Source organism: Pseudomonas sp. B21-041 (assembly GCF_024748675.1).
GTDB classification, from domain to species: Bacteria; Pseudomonadota; Gammaproteobacteria; order Pseudomonadales; family Pseudomonadaceae; genus Aquipseudomonas; species Aquipseudomonas neuropathica.
Genome location: NZ_CP087175.1, coordinates 4,827,750 through 4,846,623, shown reverse-complemented (window position 1 = coordinate 4,846,623; position 18,874 = coordinate 4,827,750). Strand labels below are relative to the sequence as shown.

General features: G+C 57.9%; 20 protein-coding genes and 2 pseudogenes. 9 read left to right on the top strand and 13 right to left on the bottom strand.

Annotated elements, in window-relative coordinates; genetic code table 11:
- The first annotated feature begins 82 nt into the window (after positions 1–82).
- Positions 83–1,705, top strand: coding sequence for a methyl-accepting chemotaxis protein (locus tag LOY43_RS21545; RefSeq protein ID WP_258708701.1), 1,623 nt, complete (start codon positions 83–85; stop codon positions 1,703–1,705).
- Positions 1,706–1,815: 110 nt separating this feature from the next.
- Positions 1,816–2,259 (top strand): hypothetical protein, encoded by a 444-nt coding sequence (locus LOY43_RS21540; RefSeq protein ID WP_095126168.1) that lies wholly within the window; start codon positions 1,816–1,818, stop codon positions 2,257–2,259.
- 306 nt (positions 2,260–2,565) lie between these two features.
- Here the strand turns inward: LOY43_RS21540 and LOY43_RS21535 are convergent, their stop codons facing one another.
- Together LOY43_RS21535 and LOY43_RS21530 are read right to left on the bottom strand one after the other, a co-directional pair.
- Positions 2,566–2,871: a PepSY domain-containing protein gene (locus tag LOY43_RS21535; RefSeq protein WP_194933667.1), complete on the bottom strand. Its 306-nt coding sequence runs from the start codon at positions 2,869–2,871 to the stop codon at positions 2,566–2,568.
- 161 nt (positions 2,872–3,032) lie between these two features.
- On the bottom strand, positions 3,033–4,160 hold the full coding sequence (locus LOY43_RS21530) for a glycerophosphodiester phosphodiesterase (protein ID WP_095048149.1): 1,128 nt from the start codon (positions 4,158–4,160) through the stop codon (positions 3,033–3,035).
- 221 nt (positions 4,161–4,381) lie between these two features.
- On the opposite strand from LOY43_RS21530, the gene LOY43_RS21525 reads away from it, so the two are divergent.
- Entirely contained in the window at positions 4,382–4,708 is a 327-nt protein-coding gene (locus LOY43_RS21525; protein WP_258708700.1) for a DUF2025 family protein, read from the top strand.
- 132 nt (positions 4,709–4,840) lie between these two features.
- Here LOY43_RS21525 and LOY43_RS21520 read toward each other — a convergent pair whose 3' ends face one another.
- Both LOY43_RS21520 and LOY43_RS21515 read right to left on the bottom strand, forming a co-directional pair.
- Complete coding sequence (locus LOY43_RS21520; protein WP_095048147.1) at positions 4,841–5,146, bottom strand: antibiotic biosynthesis monooxygenase; 306 nt, start codon at positions 5,144–5,146, stop codon at positions 4,841–4,843.
- On the bottom strand, positions 5,146–5,850 hold the full coding sequence (locus tag LOY43_RS21515; protein WP_220556869.1) for a CTP synthase: 705 nt from the start codon (positions 5,848–5,850) through the stop codon (positions 5,146–5,148). The genes LOY43_RS21520 and LOY43_RS21515 overlap by 1 nt, the downstream gene beginning before the upstream one ends.
- A gap of 15 nt (positions 5,851–5,865) precedes the next feature.
- Here LOY43_RS21515 and LOY43_RS21510 point away from each other — a divergent pair, with 15 nt between their 5' ends.
- Positions 5,866–6,807, top strand: coding sequence for a LysR family transcriptional regulator (locus LOY43_RS21510; RefSeq protein ID WP_220556868.1), 942 nt, complete (start codon positions 5,866–5,868; stop codon positions 6,805–6,807).
- On the opposite strand, the gene LOY43_RS21505 is transcribed toward LOY43_RS21510, so the two are convergent.
- The 5 genes and pseudogenes from LOY43_RS21505 to LOY43_RS21490 all read right to left on the bottom strand — a co-directional run bounded on the left by LOY43_RS21505 (position 6,808) and on the right by LOY43_RS21490 (position 10,843).
- The gene (locus LOY43_RS21505; RefSeq protein ID WP_095048144.1) at positions 6,808–7,341 is read right to left on the bottom strand and encodes a DUF1003 domain-containing protein; all 534 of its coding nucleotides are present in this window, start codon (positions 7,339–7,341) and stop codon (positions 6,808–6,810) included.
- Positions 7,342–7,500: 159 nt separating this feature from the next.
- A pseudogene (locus LOY43_RS28920) lies at positions 7,501–7,938 on the bottom strand (methyl-accepting chemotaxis protein); the annotation flags it as partial.
- 108 nt (positions 7,939–8,046) lie between these two features.
- Positions 8,047–8,730: pseudogene (locus LOY43_RS28915) on the bottom strand (PAS domain-containing protein); the annotation flags it as partial.
- 280 nt (positions 8,731–9,010) lie between these two features.
- Positions 9,011–10,078 carry a diguanylate cyclase gene (locus tag LOY43_RS21495; protein ID WP_258709943.1) on the bottom strand — a complete coding sequence of 356 codons (1,068 nt, stop codon included), beginning with the start codon at positions 10,076–10,078 and terminating at the stop codon, positions 9,011–9,013.
- A gap of 156 nt (positions 10,079–10,234) precedes the next feature.
- Entirely contained in the window at positions 10,235–10,843 is a 609-nt protein-coding gene (locus tag LOY43_RS21490; RefSeq protein WP_095048142.1) for a TetR/AcrR family transcriptional regulator, read from the bottom strand.
- 216 nt (positions 10,844–11,059) lie between these two features.
- On the opposite strand from LOY43_RS21490, the gene LOY43_RS21485 reads away from it, so the two are divergent.
- A complete protein-coding gene (locus LOY43_RS21485; RefSeq protein ID WP_258708699.1) occupies positions 11,060–12,115 on the top strand; it encodes an MBL fold metallo-hydrolase in 1,056 nt (351 codons plus the stop codon).
- A 21-nt stretch (positions 12,116–12,136) separates the two neighbouring features.
- Here the strand turns inward: LOY43_RS21485 and LOY43_RS21480 are convergent, their stop codons facing one another.
- The 3 genes from LOY43_RS21480 to LOY43_RS21470 all read right to left on the bottom strand — a co-directional run bounded on the left by LOY43_RS21480 (position 12,137) and on the right by LOY43_RS21470 (position 13,607).
- Positions 12,137–12,418, bottom strand: a complete 282-nt coding sequence (locus LOY43_RS21480; protein WP_064387601.1) for a helix-turn-helix domain-containing protein — start codon at positions 12,416–12,418, stop codon at positions 12,137–12,139.
- Between the two features lie 10 nt (positions 12,419–12,428).
- The gene (locus LOY43_RS21475; RefSeq protein WP_150693326.1) at positions 12,429–12,746 is read right to left on the bottom strand and encodes an XRE family transcriptional regulator; all 318 of its coding nucleotides are present in this window, start codon (positions 12,744–12,746) and stop codon (positions 12,429–12,431) included.
- Positions 12,747–12,839: 93 nt separating this feature from the next.
- The gene (locus LOY43_RS21470) at positions 12,840–13,607 is read right to left on the bottom strand and encodes a helix-turn-helix domain-containing protein (RefSeq protein WP_258708698.1); all 768 of its coding nucleotides are present in this window, start codon (positions 13,605–13,607) and stop codon (positions 12,840–12,842) included.
- Between the two features lie 112 nt (positions 13,608–13,719).
- Between LOY43_RS21470 and LOY43_RS21465 the strand changes: the two genes are divergently transcribed.
- From LOY43_RS21465 to LOY43_RS21450, 4 genes are all read left to right on the top strand, one after another.
- Positions 13,720–14,535: a sulfite exporter TauE/SafE family protein gene (locus tag LOY43_RS21465; protein ID WP_258708697.1), complete on the top strand. Its 816-nt coding sequence runs from the start codon at positions 13,720–13,722 to the stop codon at positions 14,533–14,535.
- 89 nt (positions 14,536–14,624) lie between these two features.
- Positions 14,625–15,770, top strand: a complete 1,146-nt coding sequence (locus LOY43_RS21460; RefSeq protein WP_258708696.1) for a hypothetical protein — start codon at positions 14,625–14,627, stop codon at positions 15,768–15,770.
- A gap of 94 nt (positions 15,771–15,864) precedes the next feature.
- Positions 15,865–16,584 carry a DUF6933 domain-containing protein gene (locus LOY43_RS21455; protein WP_258708695.1) on the top strand — a complete coding sequence of 240 codons (720 nt, stop codon included), beginning with the start codon at positions 15,865–15,867 and terminating at the stop codon, positions 16,582–16,584.
- A gap of 86 nt (positions 16,585–16,670) precedes the next feature.
- Positions 16,671–17,819 (top strand): hypothetical protein, encoded by a 1,149-nt coding sequence (locus LOY43_RS21450; protein ID WP_258708694.1) that lies wholly within the window; start codon positions 16,671–16,673, stop codon positions 17,817–17,819.
- A 3-nt stretch (positions 17,820–17,822) separates the two neighbouring features.
- Here the strand turns inward: LOY43_RS21450 and LOY43_RS21445 are convergent, their stop codons facing one another.
- The gene (locus tag LOY43_RS21445; protein WP_258708693.1) at positions 17,823–18,812 is read right to left on the bottom strand and encodes a hypothetical protein; all 990 of its coding nucleotides are present in this window, start codon (positions 18,810–18,812) and stop codon (positions 17,823–17,825) included.
- Between the last annotated feature and the right edge of the window lie 62 nt (positions 18,813–18,874).

The following is an 18,874-nucleotide window of genomic DNA, read 5'->3' as shown; positions in this document are numbered from 1 at the left end:
AGCCAAGGCGTGCCGACAGGGATGTCCGGCAAAATTTTACGCCTTACCGGGCGTGCCTCATCCTTGTCCTGAGTATCTTTCGATGCTGCAAAAATCCCTGAGAGCGCAAATTCTCGCCCTGCTGAGCGGCAGCCTGCTGGCGGTGCTGTTGATTGCCCTGGCCTGTTTTCATTTCCTCTCCAACGGCGTGCAGAGTTACAGCCAGTTGATCGCCGGTCCCTTGCACACTTCGCAATTGATCGACGAGGCCAACCTGCAATTCAAGGTGCAGGTGCAGGAATGGAAAAACGTTCTGCTGCGCGGCAAGCAGCCGGCGGATCTGGCCAAATATTGGGGTCAGTTCGAGGATCGTCAGCGCGATGTGCAGAACATCCTCGGTGAACTGGCCAGCCAGAAAGGCATCAAGCCGAGCCTGAAAAACCGCATCGAACGTCTGCGTGAAGAACATCGTCTGCTCGGCGCTGCCTACCAGAAGGGCCGCGATGCCTACGTAGCGGCTGGTGGCGATCCGACGGCGGGCGACAGCGCGGTCAAAGGTGTCGACCGTGCCGCCAGCGACCAGATGAGTGAACTGGTTGCCGAACTGCGCAAACAGGGCACCGCGCAATCGGCGCTGATCAGTGCTGACGCCGATCGCACCGTGTGGCTGGGGCTGTTGGTGATGCTCGCATCGGGCCTGCTGATCGGCCTGCTGAGCCTGTGGCTGGTCAACCGCAACCTGGTCGAACCGATCCGCAAACTCATCGATTACGTCACTCAGTTGAGTCGCGGCAAACTCGCCGAGCGCGTGGTCAGCGACCGCCAGGATGAGCTGGGCAACCTCGCCGCCGCCGCCAACACCTTGCGCGATTTCCTCGCCGAAACCTTCACCCGTTTGCAACGCAGCGCCAGCGATCTGGATAGCGCCAGTGGCGAGTTGAATGCGATCGCCACGACCATGGCCGGCGGCACCAACGAACAATTCAATCGCACCGATCAAGTGGCCACGGCGATGAACGAAATGTCCGCCACCGCGCAAGAAGTCGCACGTCACGCCGCTGATGCTGCGCGTGCGGCCGACGATGCCGACCAGTCCGCCCAGCAGGGTGAAAAGGTCATGCAGAGCACCATCCATTCGATCACCCAGATGCGCGGCGAAATCGCCAATACCGCCACGGTGATCCGTCGTCTGGAAGCCGACAGCGGCCGCATCGGCAAAGTGCTGGAAGTGATTCGCGGCATCGCCGAACAGACCAACCTGCTGGCCTTGAACGCGGCCATCGAAGCGGCGCGCGCCGGTGAGGCCGGGCGTGGTTTTGCCGTGGTCGCCGATGAAGTGCGCAACCTCGCACAACGCACCGCCGAGTCGATCATCGAGATCAACCAGATCATCCAGAGCGTGCAGACCGGCGCGGTGGACGCGGCGCAAGCCATCGACAGCGGCCAGACGCGCAGTGATGAAAGCGTCGAGCAGGTGACCCAGGCCGGCGCGATGCTAGAGCGCATCACCCACGCGGTGGAAGCGATCCGCGACATGAACCGTCAGATTGCTACCGCCGCCGAAGAGCAGACCTCGGTGGCCGAGGACATCTCGCGCAACCTCACCGAAATCACCTCGATCGCCAGCACCAACCTCGACAACGTGCAGCGCACTGAAAGCGCCAGCCAGAACCTGCATGGTCTGTCGGGGCAGTTGAACGAAGTCACCGCGCGTCTGAGTGCCTGACGCCAATGCCTGTGTACCGGTTCGGATACCGAGTTGGTACACAGTCGATCTCAAATTGAAGCAGCCGTGGTCGATGACCGGTTATCTATAACCGGCATTGGAGCCTTTCCATGGTCAGCATTACTTCAGTTTCGATCAATCAGACCGTCACGACACCCACCAGTAAAACCGCAATCAGCGACGTTGGTGACGATACCTCGACCACGGCAGCCGCCAGCACTGGCGTGAAAGCGGACACCAGCAAAGTGGCTGCGGGCGGTGGTGCGGCACCCGCGGGTGACAGCGATTCCAGCAGTGAAGAATCGGATTCGGTGAAAGAACTGCGCAAGCAGATTGCCGAGTTGCAGAAGCAATTGCAGGAGGAGCAGCAAGCGCTGCAAGCGGCCCAGGCGAAGCAGGAAAGTTCGGATGCCAAAACCGCCGAAGTAGCCGCCGCACAAGCGCAGATCACCGCCACCTCGGCCTCCCTGTCCACCGCCACCGCCTCGCTGTTGCAGGCGTTGCAGGATTCCGACTCGAGCACTTCGGGGGCGTTGGTCAGCACCTCGGTGTGATGCCTTTTCCCCTCACCCTAGCCCTCTCCCAAGGGAGAGGGAACTGACCGCGGTGACTGTTCGAGCTACGCCGACCTGAGATTTCGAGGCGCACTCAGGTCCTTGTTGTTTTCCTGATCGGCTTCAAGATTGCGAGTCGAACTCAGGCATTGAAAAGTCCCCGATCTGCTCCCTTCCCCCCTCGCCCCCTTGGGGGAGAGGGCTGGGGTGAGGGGGAGAAAATTTCACTGACAACACATCAAAAAAGCCGAACACAAAAAAAGCCGCACGATCTTTCAATCGTGCGGCTTTTGGTGGTGCGTTCAATCAAGTGTCTTGCTTGTTGCTCAACACCTTGCCAGTGGTCGCATCAAAGTCCACATCGAACTCTTTGCCATCAGCAGTTTTCAATTCAACTTCATACTCATAACCGTTGAAGTGGTTATCCAGGTCAGTGTCAGTAATAGTTGCACCCGGATGCAGTTTCAGCGCTTCGGCATTCATCGATTCCAGCGACTTGATCTTGCCTTCCTTGACCAGTTGCGGGATCTGGTCGACGCGGACATCAGCCAGGGCCACGCCAGCAGTGAGGGTCAGGGCAGCGGCGGTAAACAGGGCAGTCAAAGTTTTCATCGGTTCATTCCTTGGGTGACTCGTTTAAGTGGCCTCAGGTTAACCAGCGCAACTTAACTCACCCTTAAAACCCTGCACCCAAACAAAACGGGCAAGCCATGCACCGGCACAGAACCTGTGGGAGCGTGGCTTGCCCGGGATGAAGGCGCCTCGATTTCAGATCAGAAGCCGTTGTTCTTCAACACCTGATCAACCGTGCCAGCCGCCGGGCGTTTGTAGAACTTCAACAATTCGCTGGCGCGGTTGGTGAAGATGCCGTCGACACCGGCCGCCATGACTTTGTCGAAGTCCACCGGCTCATCGACGGTGTAGACGTGCACCAGCAGGCCTTGATCATGGGTGTACTGGTTCATCCACGGTTGCACCAGATCCGAATAGCTCTGGTCGCCGCCCTTGGTCAGCTTCGCCGACGGGCCGGTACCGATGGCACCTTGGGCCTTGGCGTAATCCACCCATTGCTTGAATTCGGCTTCGGACTTCGGCTCTTGTTTGCCGTAGAAAACGTTTTTGTCTTTCTCGCCAGACTCGGCAAAGGTCACTTTCGATTTTGGCTCGATGCTGCCTTCGCCAACCCATAGCAGGAGGATCTTCGGCACTTGCGGCATTTCTTTTTCCAGCAGGGCGAGGCTGTTCTTCTCGAACGTCTGCAGGATCACCTTGCCTTTACCCTGACCCACACCCAGTGCGCTTTTCGCCAGCTTCGAACCGGCCGGGCTCAGCCAGCCACGATCCTGGAGTTTTTCCTTGAGGTCTTTCTCGATCCCGGGAAACAGCTGCGGCTCTTTGGTCTCGATGTACAGGCCCGGCTTGTGTTGCGGGTTGGCCTGGGCGATGTCGATGATTTCATCGAGGGTCAGAATTTTCAGCCCGGCGTAGGAAGGGCGCGCGCGATCGGGGTACTTGGCGTTGAACCAGCTGCCAGCGTCGAGGGTTTTCAGTTCGGCCATGGTGAACGCGGTGGCCGAGGCGTCCTTGCGCTCCGGAAACTTGCTGGCGACGTCGGTGGTGCGTTGCAGGTTGTCGTCGTGCAGGGCGAACAGCACGCCGTCCTTGCTGCGCTGCAGGTCCATTTCCAGGTAATCGGCGCCCAGGTCGCGGGCCAGTTTGTAGGACGCTGCGGTGGATTCCGGTGCATCGAAGGACGCGCCACGGTGAGCGATCACCGCTGGGTGCGGGATGCCGTGGGCCGCAGCAACGGCGTCGGGATCAGCGTGGCTGGCGGCGTGCGCCTGACCGAGGCCGAGCAGCAGGCTCAGAACCAGGGCGCTTTTGGTGAAAGTGGCGGGCATGTTCGAGTTCCTTTCGCAGGGCATTTTCAAAGACCTACCTTTTAACAACTGAATCGATTGCGTGCTATCGCAGGACCGACATAAACGTATTAAAAGCGATTTTTCCTGCACTTTTGTGGCGCGGTTTGCAGTACGCTTGCCCTCGGCAGACGTCCCGGCAGAGGGCGCGCCGCTCCGTTGCCCTGCGTGTAAACCATCGATCATTTTTCGTGAGGTTTACCATGCGCATCACCTCCCAACTCATCTGCCAGGCTGCCGACGATCTCAAGGGGTTTGTCGGCCTCAACCGCAAGACCGGTCAATACATCGTGCGTTTCAGCGAAGATTCGTTCGGCATGGACGTGGCGGATGACGGCATTATTCCTGTGAGTGAATTCGTCTGGGCGCCGGCGACAGCGCAAACCATGACGCTTAAACGCGAGTTGATTCAGTTGCTGCTGGATCAGAATATCGATGACCGGATCAACATCACCGAGCCGTTGCGGGTGTATATGAGCAAGGTTGAAGTGCCGGAGATTGTCGCGGTGCGGAGTCTGGTGCAGGGCTGAAGTTTTTTAGTGGCTGTACGGGCCTCATCGCTGGCAAGCCAGCTCCCACAGGTTATGCGTTGCTCTGAAGATCACATCGTACCTGTGGGAGCTGGCTTGCCAGCGATGAGGCCGGTGAGTTCACCACCAACATCACAGGCTGAACCGATACTCGCGTTCGACTTTGCACACCCGCGTATGAAACGCCGAATACCATTCCGAGCGCCCACGCTCCTGAATCACCCGATGCTCCGGGTTCTGCCGCCACGCTAGAATCGCCGCTTCGCTCTGCCAATACGACACCGTAATCCCGACGCCATCCGCGCCTCTGACTGACTCCACCCCAAGAAACCCCGGCTGCTCACTGACCAGCTCAGCCATGCGCTCAGCGGCCTCGGCATAGCCGTTGTCACCCTCGGTTCGAGTCGAGGTAAAAATCACCGCAAAGCAGGAAGCCATCAACGTGCCTCCGCACAAGCTTCGACAAACGCGCGCACCAGCGGCGGCATCAACCCTTTGAGCGCCGCACGTTCCGGTTGAAATAGCGTGGCGACAAAGAACCGCTGATCCTTAAGTTCAATCGCGCGCAAATCCCCTGACGAATCATGACCGACAGCTTGTAGCCGATCGTTCAACAGTTGCCGTTCGAACAGCGGATTCACACCGAAGCGGCAGCGATAACCTTCACGAATCTCAGACGTTTCGTACGCCTTGGCGATCAACGATCCGGGCACCAAGTGAATGCTGTCCACCGCTTCGACCAGCGAACATGTCAACGGCGTGAGTACCGCGCGTTCTGAGTCGGGTGATGTTTCACCATGTTCCGCATCCACCCAGCCCAACACGTTGCGGGAAAATTCCAGCACGGCATGCTGAAAGCCGCCGCAGGTGCCGAGGAAAGGGCGCTGCTGTTCGCGGGCAAAACGGATCGCTCGCAGTGCGCCTTCTTCACTTTTGTAGGGGCTGGCCGGTACGCACCAGAAACCGTCGAAATCGCCGAGTGGTGTATCGGCGTGGATCTGCTCGGTGGCCAGCCATTCGAATTGCACGTTGCGATTGAGGTGTTCGGCGACCAGACCGAGGGCGACGGGAATGGCTTGGTGGGCGGTGACTTGCGGGTCGTAATCGCCAATCAGGGCGATACGGACGGCGCTGTTTTCCATGGGAGTTCCCTGCGCTTGTTGATTGATGGTGCTCACTATAGATTGGCGTTCACGCACTCAATATGGGCGTTTCCCCAAGTGATTAATGCAGTGACGCACTATCAGCTCGACTACCCCGATCTCGCCCTGATTCTAGCCTTGGTGCGTGGCGGCTCCCTGGCCCGTGCTTCGCAGCTATTGAAGGTCGACGTGTCGACGGTGTTTCGCGCCGTGCGCCGTCTCGAAGCCGCACTCGGTCAGCAATTGTTCGAAAAAAGCCGCGCCGGTTACCTGCCGACGAACCTCGCGCAGACGCTGGCCGAGCAAGCTGAACGCGCCGAACAGGCATTGGAAGCCGCACGTATCGGCGTGGAGCAGGGCGGCGAAGTGGTCAGCGGCACGGTGCGCCTGACCTGCACCGATTCGGTGTTGCAGGGTTTGCTGCTGCCGGCGCTGGCGCAGTTCATGCCCAATTATCCGGCGCTGACCCTTGAACTGAGCACCTCCAACGACTTCGCCAACCTCAGTCGCCGTGATGCCGACATTGCTCTGCGCCTGACGCGGACACCGCCCGAGCATCTGGTCGGACGGCAACTGGCGAAGATTTCCTACCGGGTCTGCGCCAGTTCGCGCTATCTGCAAAATGTCGATGCTTCGGATCTGACGACGTTGACCTGGATCGCCCCGGATGACTTTTTGCCCGATCATCCGACTGTCGCCTGGCGTCGCCAGCACTTGCCCGGCGTCACTCCGGGGTATCGCTGCAACAGCATGTTGTCGGTGACAGAGCTGGTTCGTGCGGGCCTCGGTGTGGCGGCGTTACCGGACTTTCTGATCATCGACGGTTTGCAGGCGTTGAGCGAGCCGCTGCACGGTTACGACACTGCGTTATGGTTGCTGACCCGCGCGGATTGCCGAGCCTTGCGTTCGGTGGTGACGTTGTTCGATGAACTTGGGCGTGCGCTGCGTTTGCCGTGATCAGCGCTGCGGGTTCTGGCGCATATGATCGTGCAGCTCGCTGGTCAGGCTGGCGATGCGTTCGGTGAGGTTTTTGGTCATCTCGGTGAGGCGGGTGTTCTGCTCCAGCAGCTCAAGCAGTTGCGCGGTGTTCTTCGCCGCTTGGGCCTGACGCTCGGTATTGGCCTGTGCCAACGCTTCACGGTGTAGCGCATCGGCATCGGCTTGTGCCTTGTCGCGCGCGGCCTGACGGGTTTGTGCCAGCAGAATCAGCGGTGCGGCATAGGCGGCCTGGAGGCTGAACGCGAGGTTGAGCAGGATGAACGGGTAAACGTCGAATTGCGTCACGCCCGACACGTTGAGGCCGATCCACACCGCGACGATCACGGTTTGCGCCCCGAGAAACAGCGGCGTGCCGAAGAACCGCGCGAAAGCCTCGGCGCGCAGGGCAAACTTGTCGTTGCCGAAGGTGGTGTTGAGGTGGGCGTGGGGGCGGTGGAAGCGCAGGTGGTCGACGGGAGCTGTTTCAGGCAATGCGGGTTTTTCAGTGGTCATGGTGCACTCGGCAGGACTTGAGACTGAAGCTCACTATAGTCCTGCATCGCGGCTCATGGCCCTTTCGCGAGCAGGCTCGCTCCCATATTGGATTGCATTTCCCTGTGGGAGCGAGCCTGCTCGCGAAGGTCGCGCCTCGGTCTACTGACCCTGCATCGATTACCCCGGCACCCGTTCATTGGCAAACATGCTCACCGCATCCACCGCCTCACTGGCACCATCACGAATCTGCAGAATCACCGTCCCCGCCTGATTCGCCAACTCGACGCCTTCAGCCGCACGGCCACGGGTGCCTTCCATGCTCTTGATGGCCTGACGGGTTTCGCTCTGGATCAAACCGATCATGGTGGATATCTCCGCCGTCGAGCCGCTGGTACGCCCCGCCAGCAGGCGCACCTCGTCGGCAACCACGGCAAACCCGCGGCCCTGTTCACCGGCGCGCGCCGCTTCAATTGCAGCGTTGAGGGCCAGCAGGTTGGTCTGGTCGGCAATCGAGCGGATGGTGTTGACGATGGCGGTGATCTGCTCGGAGCGTTCCCCCAGTTGTGCAATCAGCGTTGAAGACTCGGCAATGTCTTCGGCGATTTCGCGCATTTCGCTGGCGGCTTGCTGGATCACCTGCGTACCTTGCTCGGCGACTTTTCGCGTCGCTACCGAGATGTGATAAGCCGCGCTGGCACTGCGTGCGTCCTGTTCGTGTTGCTCGACGCGCGCGGTCACATCGGAGGCGAATTTCACCACTTTGCACAAGCGCCCGGCAGCGTCATAAACCGGGTTGTAATTGGCTTCGAGCCAGACTGTTTGCCCGCGTTTATCCACCCGTTCGAACTGCCCCTGGAACAATTCGCCCTGATTCAAGCGCCGCCAGAAATCCTCATAGGCGCTGCTGTTGACCAGTGCCGGCGTGCAGAACAAACGGTGATGTTTGCCTTTCAGCTCGGCGAGGGTGTAACCCATACGTGTCAGAAAGTTCTGATTGGCCGTGAGAATACTGCCGTCGAGGTTGAATTCGATGACCGCCATTGCCCGGTCGATCGCCTGTAACTTGGCATTGGCCTCACTTTCCCGCTGCACCTTGGCGGTCACGTCCATGGCGTACTTGACCACTTTCACCACCCGTCCCGAGGCATCTTTGATCGGGTTATAACTGGCTTCCAGCCAGATCGGCTGGCCCTTGCCGTCGACCCGCTCAAACGTACCGGACTGAAACTGGCCGTTTTTCAGGCGTGACCACAAATCCGTGTATTGAGCACTGCGCCCGAACTCCGGTGTGCAAAAACGTCGATGGGGCTGGCCGATCGCTTGTTCGGCGGTGTAACCCATGGTCTTGAGAAAGTTGTCATTGGCGCGCAGCACGACGCCATCGAGGTCGAACTCAATGACCGCCATCGAGCGATTGATCGCTTCGAGCAAGCCGGCTTGTTCGGTGAGGGTGCGCTGAAGATCGTCGACGACGGCTTTGTGGCGATTAAAGAACATGTTCGCAGTACTCAGGAAGTGGGGAAGATCGAGGATTCAGTCCCTATTTCCGCGCCGGCAGACCGAATGCGCGGACGGCATTCGGCAATGACTGCTCAATGCCAGTATTCCTTAGCTGGCAGATGGCTACTTATACAAAACTTCATAAACTTGTACAAGAGAGTAATTATTTGTAATTTTGTATAACTTTTTAGGCGTCGGCGTTGTCAGTCGCGGTCCTGGTCAAGGCCACACTGATGGTGTTGCGGCCCGTGTGTTTAGCGATGTAGAGCGCTTTGTCGGCATCGTCCAGCCAGTCCAGTACATCCTTGTACAAGGATTGATAGCGCGCCAAACCGATACTCAGGCCCACTCGCAACTCTGGCACCTGCGGATGACGATACTGCTGCAATGCCTCGCGCAATTGCTCCATCAGGGCTTCGGCCTTGTGCAGGGGCAGTGTCGGCAGGATCACGCAGAACTCGTCACCGCCGTAGCGCCCGGCCAATTCGTACTGGTCCAGCAGGCGTTTGAGCTCCTGACTCAATTGCTGAAGCACTTCATCGCCGACGATGTGCCCGAAGCTGTCGTTGATCTCCTTGAAATGGTCGATGTCGATCAACGCCAGCGTGGCTTGGGTGTTGTGTTGGCGGCACTGCTGAAATTTCAGGTGCAGCAGGTCTTTCCAGGCCCCGTGATTGAGCAGGCCGGTGAGGCTGTCGGTGCGGCTCAGGGCACTCAGTGCGCGCTTGTGTTGGGAGAGTTTGATCGCCAGGTGATAACACACCATGCCCAGCGCGAGCGGATACAGGGTGAGCATCGGGAGGCAGGCCCAGACTTGCATTTGGGTCATCGTCAGGCTGAATTTAACACCGAAAATCGCCCAGCCCAGCAGTACACCGGCGAGTTGCGCGAGGGCGCCGAACACGAACAGACGTTGGCCGCCGGCGGCGACGTTGTTCATGGTCATCATCGACAGGATGGTCACGGTGGTCAGCGGGTTGAACTGAAAGCACGCCGCCCAGAAACCGCCGAACATCGAGTCGTATAACAAATTGCGGCGTTCAGCCTGATACGGGAATGCCGAGCGCGTGGAGATCTGGTAAGCCAAGTGCGGCCAGGCGAAACCGTTAAACAACAACAGCGCCCACAGCCAGTCGGGCATGGTCAGCGGATACAACGCCGCAGCGACGCTGAAGAATCCCACGCCCAAGCCAATGGCTCTGGGCAGATAAATACGTCTGGCGAATGACAAGCCTTTGCCGCGTTGGTTTTCCATGATGCCCTGCGCGAAATTCATCCTGAAATACTTTGCAGTATTTTCTCAGGCTAACCGTTCGTCGGTCGATTGTCGGACATTGTCATTTATTCCAACGGGAATAATCAGTGTCCTTCCGAGCCATTTAGTCGATGGTTCGCGCAGGAGAGGGGCGATTTAGAGCTGATAGTGGGCCAGAAACATCTGCAGCGCCGATTCGGCGACGCTGTTCTGCATATCGACATCGAGGGCGGCACGGCCCATCGACATCTGCGGCCAGAAAGCAAAGGTCTTGAGCAAGCCTTGTACTTGCTGTGCGGCGAATTCCGGATCGACCGGTTTCAGTCGGCCGTCAGCCTGCGCGGCGCGAATCCACACGGTCAGACCTTCCTCGCGCTTGCCCATGCGCTCGACCATGTTCTGCGCGCGCTCCGGCGAGTGAATGGTGGCGGCAATTGCCACACGGGCCAGTGTCAGGAAATTCTCGTCAGCCATCAACTGCATTTTGGCCTGGAGCATCTGCCTTAATTGCTCGCGCAAGGGCTGATCGCGGTTATAGACGACGGATTGCTCTGCGCTGATTCGTGCCCACAACTGGTTGAGAATTTCGGCGAACAACTCCTCTTTGCTAGGGAAATGGTTGTACACCGTGCGTTTCGACACACCGGCGGTGGCGGCAATCTTGTCCATGCTGGTGATCTCAAAACCGTTGGCACGGAATTCGGCAATCGCCGCTTGAATAATGGCTTCGCGTTTACGGTCGGTGAGGCGCTGTGGAGCTGTCATAAGTACGCTTCGGCAAAGAAAAGATGAAATTACACTTGGCAGTTTACTTGTCATCCGCTTTGATGCAACCTAGAAACTACACCGAGCAGTGTAATGTTGCGTTAATCCTCGCAACCTAAAAAGCAGACAGTTCGGCCTATGCGTGCAGCTTGGCCATTTATCGTCCCAACCGTGGAGAAACCGCGAATTGCGCGGTTTTTCTGGAGTCATTCAGTCATGGCCAATCCTGTTTCTATCCCGGATAAAACATCCACGCCTGAAGCCTCTCGACAGGCTCAAGGCCTGTTTCGTAACCATGCGCCGGTGCAACGCGAAGGCCTGCGCAAAATGCTGCGGATCATGTGGAACATGATTTTCCACAAACCGCGCAACACCCGGCCCGCTGCGCCGATCCCGGTGCAAGCATTGACTCGGGAAGAGCTGCTGGCAGCGCCCAATCACAGCGTCTATCGCCTCGGTCACTCGACCTTGTTGCTGAAACTGCGCGACAAATTCTTCATCACCGACCCGGTCTTCGCCGAGCGTGCATCACCAGTGCAGTGGGCCGGGCCGAAACGCTTCCACCAGCCGCCGATCAGCATCGACCAATTGCCGCCGATCGAAGCGGTGATTCTGTCGCATAACCACTACGACCACCTCGATTACCAGGCCGTGCTCAGACTGGCTGCCAAGACCAACCTGTTCCTGACGCCACTGGGCGTCGGCGACACGCTGATCAAATGGGGCATCGAAGCCAGCAAAGTCCGCCAGTACGATTGGTGGCAGGGCGCCGAGATTGCCGGCATCCGTTTCGTTGCTACACCGTCGCAGCATTTTTCCGGCCGTGGCCTGTTCGATGGCAACAGCTCCCTGTGGGCGTCCTGGGTGATGATCGACGGCGACACGCGGATCTTCTTCAGCGGCGACAGCGGCTACTTCGATGGCTTCAAACGCATCGGCGAACAGTACGGCCCCTTCGACCTGACCCTGATGGAAACCGGCGCCTACAACGTCGAATGGCCGCACGTGCACATGCAGCCCGAAGAAACCCTGCAAGCGCACATCGACCTCAAGGGCCGCTGGCTCTTCCCGATCCACAACGGCACCTTCGACCTGGCCATGCACGCCTGGCACGAACCGTTTGACCGGATTCTGGCACTGGCGTGGGAACGCAGTATTTCCATTACCACGCCGCAGATGGGTGAGGCGTTTAACATCGCTCAACCGCAACGCGGGGAGGCGTGGTGGTTGGCGGTTGAAGGGGAGAGTGAGGGTGTGGTGCAGAACGCCTGATCAGATGAAGACGGTTCGCGCCTAAGGGGGCGAACCGGTTGCTCCAGAAACAAGCCCTGAAATCTTACGGCTGTAATCAGCCATAGTAGTAACCGACACTTCTCGAAATTTTCCACGAAGTAATTGCTGCAGGTTCTCCAGAGGTATTCCCAGTCTTTGTGCGGCTTCAGATTCGCTTATGTCGGTGGACTCGATGAGCGAGATCAATTTGGTCGCGTACTCGGACTTGAGCAGCATCTCGCCTGCATGCTCAAGCTCTAAATCTTGATAAACATTGCCTGTGCTTTCTTCGATCTCGCTCATGTTTTTATCCTTACTCAGCCATCGCAAAATCCCCACGCCCCATCGCTTCCGACGACACGCCCTGAACACTCGCACTACGCCCCGGTGCAAACCCTGGAAAGAACACCAGCCCCTGCGCCTCGAACCGGTAAGCCAGCGCCAATCGCGCCGCATCCGCTACGTCCTGCTGCGCTTCAAACCGTTGAATGTCTTCAACCGAAACCTCTGCCTCCCGCGATAGCTGGTCCACGCTCCAGCCCAGCATCGCTCGGGCCTGGACGCAGTGCGTCGGGGTGAACTGGAAAAGGGCAATGCGTTCGAGGATGTGGTTCATCGCAAGAGAGGCCATGGTGTGCTCCGGGCTCAAGAGTGCTGATTGAAAATGTACTGTGTTTTTGTACAGTTGTTTTCGGCCGGGATCAAACGCATTTTTTGATTTGCCCTAATTCGCCGCCTCCAACCAGACGGACGGTGCCTGCCCGAGGATGCGCCGGAACATTGTCGAGAACGCTGCCGGGCTCTCATAACCGAAGTCCAGCGCGATTCGTGTCACCGCTTCACCCGAGGCCAAGCGTGCCAGCGCCAGAACCACGCAGGCCTGCTGCCGCCATTGCCTGAAGCTCAATCCGGTCTGTTGCCGAAACATCCTGTTGAAGGTGCGCAAGCTTATGTGTAACTGCTCGGCCCACTGCTGTGGAGATTGATGGGCGTACGGCTGATGCAGAAAGTTCTGACACAGAGAGAGGAGCTTTCCGTCAGTCGGCAGCGGAATGTGCAACGGCAGCGGCGCACTGCGCGTCAATTCATGCAGCAACAGATCGATCAACACGCCGTCGCGTCCGCCCAAGTCATAGGTCGGCGGCACTTCCACCGCCTCCATCAACAAATGCCGCATCAACGGCGACACACTGATCACCTGGCAGCGCTCGCCCAAATCCACTGCGCCTGGCTCGATATACACACTGCGAGTGCTGACGCCGAGCATCATCACCTCATGCGCCACCCCCGGCGGAATCCAAACCGCACGTTGCGGCGGCACCACCCAATTGCCGTCATGGGTGCTGACCTGCATCACACCGGTCGCGCCGTACAACAATTGCGCCCGGCGATGCGTGTGAAAGGGCAACAAGTGACCGTGGGAATAATCCGTACCGATCGCCACCACCGCGCGCGGTGTGTCATCCAGCAGATTGATCGAAACATTGCGCATCAGGCGTTTCCCGGTGGTTGGCGTAAACGCAAACATTATTGGCTGACTTACTGAAGCAGGCCAAGCGCTGCCGCTCTATCGTCGACCGCTCTCCCACAACGGACGCCTCGACATGTTCTATTTATTGCTGACCCTCTTCGGCTGCCTGACCGGCATTACCGCCGTGCTGTTCGGCTTCGGCGGCGGCTTCGTCGTGGTGCCGCTGCTGTATCGCCTGCTCACCGCCAGCCACGGTGCCGATGACCCGATCGGCCAATCGGCGATGCACATCGCTGTCGCCACTTCGACCTGCGTGATGATCGTCAACGCCCTGATCGCCACCGACAAACATCGCCGCGCCGGCAACCTCATCCGTCATTACCTGTGGCCGCTGGGTGGGTTTATCGGGATGGGTGCGGTCGTTGGCGCAATAGCGGCGGTGTGGGTCAGCGGCGACGTGATTCGCTACGCGTTCATCGGCTACCTCGGCGTGACTATCGTCGATTGCCTGTTACGACGCGGATTCCTCACGCAAAACGCAGACGTCATCCCACGCCGACTTGGCGCTACGGAAACTTCCGCAGGTGGTGTAGGCATTGGCGCCATCGCGACGTTTCTCGGTGTAGGAGGCAGCGTCATGACCGTGCCGTTGTTGCGCCGTTGTGGATTGAGCATGTCGCAAGCGACGTCCATGGCCAATCCGTTGAGTGTGCCGGTGGCATTGGCCGGGACGCTGACGTACATGGCGTTGGCCGGGTTCAGTCAGGCTGACTTGGGCGCTTGGTTTGTCGGGTATGTGGATTTGCTGGCGTTTGCGCTGCTGACGGTTGGCTCGCTCATCGGGATTCGATTGGCCGCGCCATGGATTGGGCGGATCCCGGATCGGGTGCATGCGCGCGTGTACATCGGGCTGTTGCTGATCGTGATGATCAGCATGTGTTTGAGCTGAGCGCGACGGCGCTCGATTCCCCCGCGCAACCTCGACATAATCCGCAACGTTTTCTCATGGGCAAAAGCCCAGTCACTCAAGGATGAAAGATGTATCGCGGACTGTTGCGAATCTCCGGCATGTTGATGCTCGCCGGTTTAGTGCTCTCAACCCCGATATGGGCCGAAGACAACAAACAGGTGTACGCCGGCACCCTGGGCAAAGCCGCGATCGTTGTGGAAATCGACACTCGCTACAGCGAGGGTCGTTACTTCTACAAAAAATACCGAAAAGACTTGGCGCTGGACATCAGCAAAGAAGACGATGCGCTGGTGATGGCCGAAGGCGCGGCGATGGATGGCCATTCGCGCCCGACTCTGCGCTTGCAGCCAAAACTCGACGGCTGGAGCGGCGAATGGAGCAACCCGGATGGGAAGATCCTGAAGGTCGAATTACAGCCCGCCAAGCTCCCCGATGTTCCCGTTGGTGCCTTGCCGTATTTCACCGAACTGCATGACAAGAACCCGTACGAGTACCTACGGTTGCAGGGTCTGCAACTTGTAAAAGGCAAAACCGAAACCTTGATGGGCTACACGCTGCAATGGTGGAGCGAGGCGAAGTCGGGGGCTTCGCTGTTTGAAGTGGTATCGGGTTATTCGCCGCAAGCGCGGGAGCGCATCAATCAATATTTAATGGCACGCTTGTGGGGCGAGGTAGACGCACACTTCAGCTGTGCGGGGAGTTACTCGCAATCCAGTCAGCCGCTATGGTTGTCGTCTTCGGTGATGAGTGCGCGCATTTCTACCGAATATTATTGTGGCGGTGCCTATCCGGATCAGAACAATGAATCGCTCAACTTTGATGCGCAAACAGGGAAGTTGCTGACCCTTGAGGATGTTCTGTGGGTGGGGCAGGGCAAGCCCTTTCATTATGTGGAGGGATTGGAAGGCGCCTCTACTGTGTCCTCCGCTGACTATTACAACTACCGCTCCAAAGAATTCTCACCCTGGCTCGTCGCGCAGCTACTAAAGCTTTATTCCAGGGAAATGACCGTCGTTGCGGAAGGCGAAAACGAATGCGGGTACGACGAGCAAGAACCTTGGGCATTCCCATCGTGGTACTTCAGCGCAAACGGCATCACCGTCACGCCGTCGTATCCACATGTCGCCGCCGTGTGCGGATACGTCGAATGGGGCGTGCTGCCTTATGACCTGATCAAACAGCACCCCGGCGGCGTTCCATTGCAATTGCCCTGAGTAAAACTGGATTAGTGCGTCGAAGGGGGTTGGAATCAGTCAGCGTGTTCGCAAGAATATGTTTCTTTTCTGTAGAAATCACATGGGGCCTAGCATGCTGATCTTTAACTGCACCGAAGCCGCCAGCAAATTCTTCAGCCGTGTCCACAAGGGCAAAAAGATCACGCCAGTGGATGCTAAACCGCCATCCGCAATCATTGAAGATGATGAGCTGAGCGGCGCTGATGAGCAGTGGCTGGTGCACGCGATAACGGTACAACGCAAGCATGTGTTGCTGGTCATTCACGTCCAGACCCGCTATTGCCTGATTTTCGCTGATGCGAAAAAGGCTGACACAGAAGACTTTGTTGATCGATTTGTGGATCGTTGGGTCAAGGGGATAGTGATCAACGCCCATCATCATGACCTCGGGCAGTGGCTTAACCCAGAGTTGATGTTGGCGCGGCTGAAACAGACTTGTGAGCATCAACGGTTCTATCGGCGTAGCCATCGCAGCGCGCAAAAACACATTGATGAGATTGCATGGAATTTCCAAGACAAGGTCGCCCATACGGGATCTTTGCCACCGGATGAAATCACAGCGATGGTATTTGACGAGCAAATGAATGACACGCCCAGGAACAGCAAGGGCGCCAAGTCTTACTACTTTCCGGATGAGGAAATGGCGCTTCACTGGCTGCGTCATTACTGCTTTCTTGATGACGTCCAGCTTCATGCTGCCAAGGAGCGTCGCCAACAAATGGCTCGGGAAATTGCGGCGCTGGAGCACGAAGCCTGGCTTGAAAAGTACGAGCAAGAAAACTCGAATAGTTAAGCCGCCCCCGCCATAATCCGCAGCGTATTTTTCAGCGTCGGCGCCTGTGTGCCGACGCGACCTCCGACTCCTTCAAGGATTGATTCATGCTCAAGGGACTGATGCGCCTGGCACCGTGCGCCGCTGTGCTGTTCTCACTGATCTCCACTGCCCATGCTGAAGATGGGCGGCGCGTATTTACCGGTACGCTGGGTAAAACGCCGATTGTCGTGGAGCTCAATACCACACAGCCGGATGAAGTGACTGGGCGGTATTTCTACGAGAAATATCATCGCGATTTGCCTCTCAGCGGCGCATTGCAGGACAGCACACTGACCTTGACCGAGGGCAACAATCGTTACGGTGATGACAAGCCGCTGCCGACGCTGAAACTGAAACCCATTGCCGAAGGCTGGCAAGGCGAGTGGCAAAGTCCGCAGGGCAAGAAGTTGCCTGTAAAACTGGCCGAAGCCAAACTTCCAGCGCCGACATCAACGACTTTGCCTTTCATTGCCACACTGCCGAAGAGCGAACCCTACGAGTATTTGCGTTTACAGGGGCTAAAGCTCAAGCCCGCGAAAACAGAAAACTTCATGGGTTATAACCTGCAGTGGTGGGTAGAACCTGAGTCGAAAATTTCACTGTTCAGCGTCGCGTCCGGCTACCCGGCGCAAGATCAACTACGCATCAATCAGCTATTGCTTGAGCGACTCTGGCGAGAGGTCATCAGCTACCACGCCTGCATGCTGCAGGGTGGCGAAAATGCCGAGCAGTATCAGAGTGTCGCGCCCACGTTCCTGTCACCGGACGTGGTCAGTCTGAACATCAATACCGGGTATGACTGTGGTGGCGCGCACCCCGATGTCAGTAACTCCCCCGTCAACCTCAATGTTCACACTGGCCAAGACATAAAGCTGCAAGACGTCTTGTGGGTTGGCGAGCGCGAGAATACTTCGACTGGAGCAAACGCCAGCAATCAGAGCGATGTGTTGGCGCCGTGGTTGATCAAACAATTCACAACGCTGTATTCCAACGAAATGAAAAAACCAGCCGACGGTGATGAGGACAGCTGTGATTACACCGATGAAAATGTCTGGAGCGTTTTGAATTGGCACTTCACTGCCAAGGGCATTTACCTCGGACCGTACTTCCCGCGCATACAACGTGTTTGCGATGAACCAGAGTGGTCGATCCTGCCGTACTCCGTCGTCAAACAACACCCCGGCGCCGTCAACCTGCAACTACCCCAGGGCTAACCGTCACTCCAAACCCGGCGCTTCACGAATAATGAAGTGATCCAGGTTCTCGATATTGGCATTGAAGACCTCGAAAGGCTTTTCGGGGTTCTTCTTGCCGGGCACCTGCTTCAACTCCGGCGTCACCCCATAGAAGAAACAGAACAACGCCTTGTCGCTATCCGCCGCGTGCTTGATCTCCTCCAGAAACGCCTTGCGCTTGCGGTAGTTGTCGATCAGCTTCTTGTTCAGATAAACACTGACCGGGTACGGCTTCTTCTTACTGTCCTCGGGCTTCTTGAACCAGACCTTGTCCTCGAAATCGATCCGGAAACTGGCACCACTGTGGAAGTCCTCAATCTTCTTGATTCGCCCCCAGTAAATCAGCCCCTTGTTGTCCGTCAGATACTCAATCTTCTTGAAGAACGAACTGTACGGCGCCGTATGCTCGCCGACCTTCAACGGCATGCGCTTAAGCAGCTCCTTGTCCGCGAAGTTCGAAACAAAGCACTCCACCGGGTGCGCAAACACACTGGTCTTGTCCGGTGCCGACTCACGACTCGCCGACTCTTTACCAGTGTCCGCCACCCCCCGCACCGGATCATCGCGCAACACATCCGCCGCCCCCGGTGGCGCGACAGGCTTGCGCACATACTCACGCCGGGTGAGCAGCAACTCTGATGGGAAGTGTTCCTCACGCCCGTCATCCACCTCGCCATCCGCCGTTTCAACGCCAGACGCTGAAACCTTCAAACTCACATACGGACAACCCGCTACATGCTGGGTAGTGGGCAGATTCTTGAAGTGCGGCGTGCGCACGTAATTCACATTCTTGGCGTTGAACGTGCCCAACTCGTTGGAAGCCTCGAACGCCGAACGACACGCATCGTTGGGGCACTGGAAGTGCTCCTTCGCGGAGTCAAACGCCACCGTCTCATCGAAATTGAGATCGCGAACGTCATAGATCGACAACTTGTCGTCGAGGCCGAGGCAGTAGGCGAGATCGAATTTCATGGTGGGGCTCGGATCCTTGAGTGGGGGAGGGGTATTAATAGCGGGAGGCGGCGCGGGTTGCA